The following is an 8554-nucleotide window of genomic DNA, read 5'->3' on the forward strand; positions in this document are numbered from 1 at the left end:
GTGCTACGCCGCCCTCACCAGGTGAACGCCAGTAAGTTTTCCAGTCCCCAGCCAACTTGACGTCCAGATAACCAGTAATTGTTTTGGCTTGCGGATCTTGTTGACCAGTGAGCACAAAGCGCGTTTGCACTGGAGGATGTTGTGGGTTGGTTAGCCAACCTGTATCAGTAGTTTGAGCTGAAATACTCAGAGAGAGCAAACTCAAAGCAAGCGTCATAAAAAACATGGACGCAAACTGAGTCAGTTTAGTAATTTGATTCATAGTGATTCCTAGTTAAAAGACAAAGGTGCTAAATAACTGACGCTAGTGGTCAGAAAGCACGCTTTTATTCTCGGAACACACAGAAAGTCAGATGGACTCGATACTTACGGCCTATCGGTTCCGTCCAATGTTGCGCACCAATATAGGCACTGCACAACCAAATTGCCGAAGCAAAAAGACCCACAAACAGAACAACAATAAATACATCGAGTTGATGTTGAGAAAACTGAATTAACTTTTCAGACAATTCGCACTTGCTGGTTTCTTTAGTATCAATCGACTTGACGCTCGAACGCTCATCAGTAAGTGAAACCGCGGGCGATTCCGTCTCATATTTCATAGAGCATGACGAGGCAAAACCTGAATTTTGCATCAGACACACAACGACCACCCAGCCAATAATCGCCAGTAGCCATTTTGCCCGCTTATGTGGCGTGTGATGTCGTTTAGTCAACAAACTCATAAGAATTCAGATAAAGTAAGAACGAAGAAGATAATACGCGAGTCGTCATAAAGCTCAAGTTGTATCCTCTAAATAGCCTTAAGAGGCTTCACTCGGTAAGCTTTAATCTAGCTTGCCATAAATATATGCCAACTCTGCGACGGTTTTTGCCGAGAACTTCTTCAATAGATTAGCTCGGTGTACTTCAACCGTTCGCATTGCTATGCAAAGTTCGTCAGCAATACGAATGTTGCGCTTTCCTTCAATGATCAAACGTAAAATGTCTTTTTCTCTAGGTGTGAGCGATTCATAAGCCGATTTAGCTGCTGCCATATCGAGGTTTGTGGCAGACTGCGCCTGTCCCTGTAAAATGGCTCGTGCCAGTTCATCGCCTTTGACTGGCTTTTGGAAGAAATTGACCGCCCCAGCTTGCAATGCATCGACCGCCATCGGGACATCACCATGCCCTGTCAGATAAATAACGGCTAACGGGCTGTTGGCTTTATTTAAAACTTGGTGCACTTGCTGACCACGAAGGTTGGGCATTCGGCTATCAAGGATCACGCATCCGGCCTGATGAATGTTCACTTTATCGAGAAAAGATTGCCCATCAGCAAAAGTCGTCACCTTGAACTCATGCTCTTCCAGCATAAAAGCGAGCGAGTCACGCACCGATTCATCATCATCGACTACAAAAACAGGTAGCTGCTTTTCACCGCTGCTCATTGAATGCTCCTATGCCTAGTTCAGATTAGTTTTGATATGGAAACACAAGCTCAACCAAACAACCATGTGGTGCTGTCGAGCTGATGACAAACTCGCCACCATGCATTTCCATCACATCGCGACAAATGGCTAACCCTAGCCCAAGCCCTTCTTCTTTGCTACTCACAAACGCTTGAGTCGGATTCTCTTGCTGCAACCCTGTACCATTGTCTAACACTCGAATAGAGAGTTGATTGATTTGGTAATCGCAATGCAGGGCAATTTTACCTTGATAGCCTGATGAGTGATATTTCTCTTGGAACAAAGTACACGCATCAATCGCGTTGCTGATCACATTAACTAAAACCTGTTGTACGCCAACTGCATCGACAAGTAACGGACGAATGTTCCCTTCTGTACTGGCCACAATAGAAATGTTTTGCTTCTGCATTCTAAAATGGAGCAACTCAATCGTGTCATCAATGAGTACTTGAAGATCGCACGACGTTTTGTCGACACTGCGCTTGCGAATCAACGTTCTTAATCGCTGAATAATTGCATCGGCTCTTTCAACTTGACCCTGTATTTTCTCAAGTACAGGGACAATATCTTCATGTGGGCGTTTTTTGGCCAAGCGAAGTAAACCGCCTTCACTATAATTGCGAATGGCTGCCAATGGCTGATTGAGTTCATGAGCAAGACTAGTGCCGATTTCTCCGACAATCGCGACCCTTTGTGAATGTTCTAACTGTTCACTTTTCTCTTTTAATCGTAACGATGTCTGCTCCAACGCTTGCTTACTCTTGCTAAATCGATACTCAAGCCAAAAGTGGTACGCGTTCAACACAATCACAAACATGAACAGCGCCCATGCCCATTCTTGATGACTACGCAGCCAGCGTAGAGCCTCACTCCACCAAGGTTGTTGCAACGGATGGAGATCCAACGCCTGATACAGTTTGTCGATACTCAGCAAGCTGACGGGGGACGTCCAACCTGACGCGCCTGCCGCAATAACCGCAGGGTGTTCAGGTGGCATCGCTAACAATACTTGCGCAATCTGTTTGGCAATCTGAGATGAGCCGCGCTCTGTTTTGGCAAATGACCAGTTCGGATAAAGCGGTGTGGAAACAGCGCATAACGAACGCTCGTTCGGCTGTTGATTTAAAACTCGGTAATTACTCGGTTGTAAAAGCCCTTCACTTAACATCTGTTCCAATAAACAAGCAGGGACAACGGCCGCTTCCACATTGCCATCACGTAATTGATACAGGTTGGCATCAATAGGAAAACCAAGATAGCGGACATCAGAAAAGAAATCGTTTGGATTAAGACCCATTTTGACTATTTGATAGCGCATCGTGAGATAACCACCAAAGGCTTTTTCTGATACCGCTGCAACGGGACGTCCTGAGACATCTTGCACCGTTTGATAACTTGAATTGGCTCGAACCACAAGCGCCGAACCAATGCCGTAATTCGAGTTTTGTGGTGCTCTGCTAGTTAGCGTTGCCATCCACGACAGCGCGTATTGCCTGCCCAATCGCACTGCCTGACCTGGGTTGGTTAAGATGAAATCTATCTTCTGAAACTTCACCGCTTCGCCCATTTCATCCAAGTTAAGGGGATGAAGGACAAAATGCACATCGGAAATTTGCTGATTGAGCCAATCAATGGTCGGTTGCCATCTCTGCTCAGCATAAAGATGACCACGTATCGCTAACACGCCCACTTCGACTTTTTGCTTGGCCTGTGGCTGCTCTGCTTTTTGCTCTTGCATTCCTTGCAGATCTGCTTGTTCAGAAACTGCGCCCTGAGCCAAAGATGCAAAGGCAACTAAGCAAAGAATCCAAAGCTGAAGCCACAGTGCTTTTTTCATGATGAGTCGAATCGTTCCGTCAAGAGAGTACAACAAGAATAACAGCTACCTTCCCTAAACCACATTTGTTTTAGATCAAGTTTGATCTGGGTATGTGGAAATCCACAATATAAGCCTCGCGGCGCATTTCTCACAATGGAATCAGTCAATTCAAATACAACAAAAAAGCAGGTGAGTTATGGATTCCACCAAACGTCGCTTTCTCAGCGCGGTCACAGCCGGAGCCGCGTTAATTCCAGTCGCAGGCATTGGCACGGCAACTGCGGGAAACATTATTCGAAATAATCAGTCCGCTGACCGAAAAGGACAAGTCGGCAAGCGTTATGCCATGGTGGTGGATTTGCGTAAATGTGTCGGATGCCAGGCTTGCACTGTGGGTTGCAGCATCGAGAACCAAGTGCCTATCGGTCAATTCCGAACCACCGTAAAGCAATACGAAGTTACGTTAGATGATAGCTCTACAGCCACGCGAGAAGCGAAAGCCTTTATGCTCCCTCGCCTTTGTAACCACTGCGAAAACCCACCCTGCGTGGCTGTGTGTCCGGTTCAAGCGACCTTTCAGCGCGAAGATGGCATCGTCATGGTGGATAACAGTCGCTGTGTCGCCTGCGCGTATTGCGTACAGGCTTGCCCTTACGATGCGCGTTTTATCAATGAGGACACCCTCACCGCAGACAAATGCACCTTCTGCGCTCACCGTCTAGAACAAGGCCTATTACCTGCCTGCGTGGAAACCTGTGTTGGCGGAGCACGTGTAATTGGTGATTTAAATGATCCAACAAGCGAGATTCGCCGCTTAATCACAGAACATCAGGACGACATCAAAGTGCTGAAACCCAATGAAGGTACCAATCCACACGTGTTTTATATCGGCATGGATGAACGCTTTACCAGCCATATCGACGGACAACCTGCCATTTACGACCCACAAGGAGAGCACGCATGAACATCACCGAAGTGTTAGTCCAACCTCAAGCAATGGCTTGGCTCCCGTGGGCGGTGCAGTACTTCTTTTACATCGGTTCTGCTTACGCTGCCGCTATTTTGTTCCTAATCGCCCTATTATTTGAGCAACACACCAGTCATCGGTTACGCGCCGCGCTGGTGCTAACGATGGCCATCGGCGCTATCGTAGGCCCGTTGGCGTTAACTGGCGACCTTCACCAGCCGGGACGAGCTTGGCATTTTTACGTGCACATCACGCCGTGGTCATGGATGTCTCTAGGCTCGCTGTTCCTGCCTGTTTTCTCAGGTTTAGCGGTAGTGACTGCATGGCTGTATCTCCGCGAGGATCTGATCAACTTACGTAATCAGCCAGGGAAAGTACTGCCTCTAATTTCAAAGCTGTCACTGGGTGACTGGGTGCTCTCTCGTAGAGTCATGCTTATGGTATCTGTTATCACGGTGCTATCAGGCATCACCATTGCAGTCTACACAGGCGCTGAAATTGCAGTCGTTAAATCGCGCTCTTTATGGCACCAACCCGCGTCGCCGGTTCTTTGGTTTGTCACTGCATTTATGAGCGCGGTCGGATTTTCTCTGTTGATTTGGCTCTTGCTGCCTAGTCAGTCAAAGACACTGACATCTGGCGATACTAATTTACTTAAAAAATCAGTGGTTACCAGCGGTGTATTAACGCTGATACTGCTACCGATTTGGGCATCCAACAATTCCGCATTTTCGCTCTATTCTAGCGAACAGTGGATGCACAACATTGCCCTGCTCACTTTTGTCGTTTTAGGTTGTGTTTTGCTCGCTTTCATCTTCTTGCGCGATACCCAAAAGTCCGCATCAGCCAGATTTCGTCACGTCATAGGGCTCAGTTTTGTGTCTGCTGCCGCACTGGCAAGTGCATGGCTGATTCGCTGGTTTACCATCATGGAAGTGCAAATCATCGCCAAGTTCGATGCAGGGCTGTATCCATACCAACTCACTATGGATGGAAATGGCTGGATAGGCATTATCGGCATGCTCGGATTATGGCTTGCACTGGCACTGCTCGGTTCGGAGCTGGTTCAGCCAAAACAAAAGATCGAAGTAAAAGCCTCATCACTCACCTTAACTGAACGCTAATCAAAGAGGATTTCATCATGGATAACAAACGCCGTCAGTTTTTGAAATCAGGCATTGTAGTGGGTGGGCTTGGCGCATTCGCTGCGGGTTACGCCACCACCACCAAACATATGGTCGAGGGTGCGCTCGAAGGCACCGCAGGAGAAAAAACGCGTGATATTCACCACGGTAATTCTCTTGAACCAGAGTACACGGTCAACAGCAAAGGCAACCTGATCCCGAACCCAAACCAGCGCGTAGCTCCATCGATGTGCTTTGGCTGTTGGTCACTGTGCGGGTTGCGTGTGCGCATTGATAACCGCAACGACGAGATTTTGCGTATCACTGGCAACCCATATCACCCACTCTCTCATCAGCAACACATTCCATTCGAAACGCCAGTCAAAGATGCTTATTTAAGTTTGGCTGGAGAAGCGGGCCTTGAAGGTCGTTCAACAGCATGCGCACGTGGCAATGGGATGTTAGAAATTCGCAACAGCCCGTACCGCATTACTCAGCCACTGAAACGAGTTGGAAAACGCGGCGAAGGAAAATGGATTCCGATCAGCTACGAGCAATTGATAGAAGAAGTCGTAGAAGGTGGTGATTTATTTGGTGAAGGCCATGTTGATGGCTTACGCGACATTCGCGATTTAACAACACCCGTTGATCCTGAAAACCCAGAATATGGACCGAAAGCCAACCAATTGTTAATGACCAACGCCGGTAACGAAGGCCGAGACGACATATTCAAACGCTTCGCGTTCAACAGCTATGGTACACGTAACTTTGGGCATCACGGCTCTTACTGCGGCTACGCATTTCGTGCTGGCAGCGGCGCATTTATGAACGACTTAGATAAGAACGCACATTTGAAGCCAGACTTTGATAATGCGGAATACATCATCTTCATCGGTATGTCGCCTGCGCAAGCTGGCAACCCTTTTAAGCGCCAGGCGCGCCAACTCGCCAATGCGCGAACAGAAGGTAGCTTGGAATACACCATCATCACGCCAAGTTTGCCTGCGGGTTCATCGAGCTTGGCCGCTGGTGACAACAACCGCTGGATACCAATCAAACCGGGTACCGATTCTGCCCTCGTGCTTGGCATGGTCCAGTGGATCATCGAAAACCAACGCTACAACAAAACCTTCTTGGCGCAGCCGGGGGCAAACGCGATGAAGCGAGCCGGCACCGCGCACTGGTGTAATGCCACGCACTTGGTAATCAGCGATGAGCAGCACCCGAGAAACGGCACGTTTTTACGCGCATCTGATCTGAACCTGCCATTTGAGGGCGAAGCGTTGTCTGACTCCGACCCGTACGTCATCGTGGATGAGCAAAGCAGCGAATTTGGTGTTCATACCCAAGCTGAGGAAGCGGCACTGTTTGTCGATAAAACGGTTTCGCTTGCATCGGGCGAAGTGCGCGTAAAATCGTCTCTACAAAGACTCAAAGAAGAGGCGTTCAAATACAGCCTTGCGTTCTACAGCCAACAATGTGAAATCCCTGTCGAACAAATTGTTGAACTAGCAAAGCGCTTCACCAGTCACGGAACAAAAGCGGTGGTCGATACCCACGGTGGCAACATGCACACCAATGGGTTCTATAACTCGTTTACCATCATGATGCTCAATGCGTTGATTGGTAACATAAATATGAAAGGCGGCGCGATGGCCAAAGCGGGTGGCTACCCAACTTCCGCTGCGGGTCCTCGTTACGACTTCACCAAATTTACTGGCAAAGTCGGCCCGAAAGGCGTCTTTTTGTCGCGCAGTAAATTCCCCTACCACAAAACCAGCGAATACAAACGTCGCGTTGAGGCAGGTGAATCACCTTACCCAACTCGCGCCCCTTGGTATCCGTTTGCCGCGCCACTGCTGACAGAGCACCTATCTGCGGCTATTGATGGGTATCCATACCGCGTAAAAGCGTGGATCAACCACATGGCGAACCCAATGTATGGTGTACCCGGTTTGAAAACGCTGCTGGAATACAAGCTTAAAGATCCAAAGCAGCTCGGTTTGATTGTGTCTGTTGATGCGTTCATTAACGAAACCACCGCATTGTCGGACTATATTGTGCCGGACACGGTCACCTACGAAAGCTGGGGTATGGCAACGCCTTGGCACGACGTTCCGGTGAAAACCGTCACCGCTCGCTGGCCGATTGTGGGAGCGCGAACAGAGAAAACCGCCGATGGTCGTTCAATTTGCTTAGAAAACTTTTTGATTGATGTCGCCAAGAAAATGCAACTAGGCGGCTTTGGTGACAACGCGATTCAAGATGCGCAAGGGAATTGGCACGCCCTCCACAGCGCTGAAGATTTCTACTTACGTTCCGCGGCAAACTTGGCTTATGTGAAAGGCGGGGTACCTGAAGTTTCGGCAGAAGACATTGCGTGGTCCGGCCTAGAGCGTTTAATGCCAGCCATGCAGAAGACGCTGACAGCGGATGAGATGAAACGTGTGGCGTTTATTTTTGCTCGCGGTGGACGTTTTGAAAATGCAACCGAAGCGTATCAAGGTGAGCAAATGAAGCATAAATGGACACGACCTGTCGCGATATGGAATGAACGTGTCGGCAGCGCAAGAAACACCATGACCGGTGATTTCTACACGGGTTGCCCAACATGGCATCCACAAAAGCTGGCCGATGGCACACCAATGGAAGAACAGTTCCCAAGCTCAGAATGGCCATTCAGCCTGACGAACTTTAAATCCAACATTCACAGTGCGGTATCCAATCTATCGCCAAGGTTGAACTCGATTAAAGGCGTAAACCCAGTGTACATCCATCCAATCGATGCCGAGCGCGCAGGCATTAAAACAGGTGATGAGTTTGTTATTGAGACACCATCTGCAAGCACCAAAGCACTTGCGATGATAGTCAGCGGAATTCGCCCTGGCACACTCGGATTTGAACATGGGTTTGGTCATACCGAGCTAGGACAACGCTCGCACTGGATCTGCGATAAACAACAACCCGTAAAAACGCGCAGCCAAGATGGCGTCAACATTAACGACATTGGCTTAATTGATCCTACCCGAGAAGGTAAAGGTGTATTGTTGGATTGGGTAGTGGGCGCGGCGGCACGTCAGTCCTTGCCGGCCAAAATCCGCAAAGCGTAACGCCGCACGTTAAGACGTCTCTACCACTTAGAGCTGCCGATTTGTGCAGCTCTTCACCACTTTGTTTTTATCGCTTATAGAAC

Annotated in this window: 6 protein-coding genes and 1 pseudogene; 3 read left to right on the forward strand and 4 right to left on the reverse strand. The window is 48.6% G+C overall.

The features are described from left to right. The 4 genes and pseudogenes from CAG68_RS14170 to CAG68_RS14185 form a co-directional block, all read right to left on the reverse strand. Nucleotides 1-262: pseudogene (locus CAG68_RS14170) on the reverse strand (cytochrome C biogenesis protein); the annotation flags it as partial. 64 nt (nucleotides 263-326) lie between these two features. Then, nucleotides 327-725 (reverse strand): hypothetical protein, encoded by a 399-nt coding sequence (locus tag CAG68_RS14175; protein WP_033905718.1) that lies wholly within the window; start codon nucleotides 723-725, stop codon nucleotides 327-329. Nucleotides 726-827: 102 nt separating this feature from the next. Beyond that, the gene (locus CAG68_RS14180; RefSeq protein WP_033905719.1) at nucleotides 828-1430 is read right to left on the reverse strand and encodes a response regulator transcription factor; all 603 of its coding nucleotides are present in this window, start codon (nucleotides 1428-1430) and stop codon (nucleotides 828-830) included. 25 nt (nucleotides 1431-1455) lie between these two features. Then, complete coding sequence (locus tag CAG68_RS14185) at nucleotides 1456-3288, reverse strand: sensor histidine kinase (protein ID WP_042523068.1); 1833 nt, start codon at nucleotides 3286-3288, stop codon at nucleotides 1456-1458. Between the two features lie 178 nt (nucleotides 3289-3466). Between CAG68_RS14185 and dsrO the strand changes: the two genes are divergently transcribed. Genes dsrO through CAG68_RS14200 form a run of 3 tightly spaced genes read left to right on the forward strand, consistent with a single transcriptional unit; the run spans nucleotide 3467 to nucleotide 8471 of the window. Continuing rightward, on the forward strand, nucleotides 3467-4234 hold the full coding sequence (gene dsrO / locus CAG68_RS14190) for a sulfate reduction electron transfer complex DsrMKJOP subunit DsrO (RefSeq protein WP_042523070.1): 768 nt from the start codon (nucleotides 3467-3469) through the stop codon (nucleotides 4232-4234). Beyond that, a complete protein-coding gene (nrfD, locus tag CAG68_RS14195) occupies nucleotides 4231-5361 on the forward strand; it encodes an NrfD/PsrC family molybdoenzyme membrane anchor subunit (protein ID WP_042523072.1) in 1131 nt (376 codons plus the stop codon). Before dsrO ends, nrfD begins: the two co-directional genes overlap by 4 nt. Before the next feature lie 17 nt (nucleotides 5362-5378). Beyond that, the gene (locus CAG68_RS14200; RefSeq protein WP_086046929.1) at nucleotides 5379-8471 is read left to right on the forward strand and encodes a tetrathionate reductase subunit A; all 3093 of its coding nucleotides are present in this window, start codon (nucleotides 5379-5381) and stop codon (nucleotides 8469-8471) included. Nucleotides 8472-8554 lie beyond the last annotated feature (83 nt).

The sequence above is a fragment of the Vibrio sp. V42_P2S4T144 genome, from assembly GCF_009904715.1.
Classification (GTDB): Bacteria; Pseudomonadota; Gammaproteobacteria; order Enterobacterales; family Vibrionaceae; genus Vibrio; species Vibrio alginolyticus.

Bases quoted from the DNA above. Each gene is read 5' to 3' on its own strand.
- CAG68_RS14175 (WP_033905718.1), bottom strand. From the start codon at position 725: ATGAGTTTGTTGACTAAACGACATCACACGCCACATAAGCGGGCAAAA.
- CAG68_RS14180 (WP_033905719.1), bottom strand. From the start codon at position 1,430: ATGAGCAGCGGTGAAAAGCAGCTACCTGTTTTTGTAGTCGATGATGAT.
- CAG68_RS14185 (WP_042523068.1), bottom strand. From the start codon at position 3,288: ATGAAAAAAGCACTGTGGCTTCAGCTTTGGATTCTTTGCTTAGTTGCC.
- dsrO (WP_042523070.1), top strand. From the start codon at position 3,467: ATGGATTCCACCAAACGTCGCTTTCTCAGCGCGGTCACAGCCGGAGCC.
- nrfD (WP_042523072.1), top strand. From the start codon at position 4,231: ATGAACATCACCGAAGTGTTAGTCCAACCTCAAGCAATGGCTTGGCTC.
- CAG68_RS14200 (WP_086046929.1), top strand. From the start codon at position 5,379: ATGGATAACAAACGCCGTCAGTTTTTGAAATCAGGCATTGTAGTGGGT.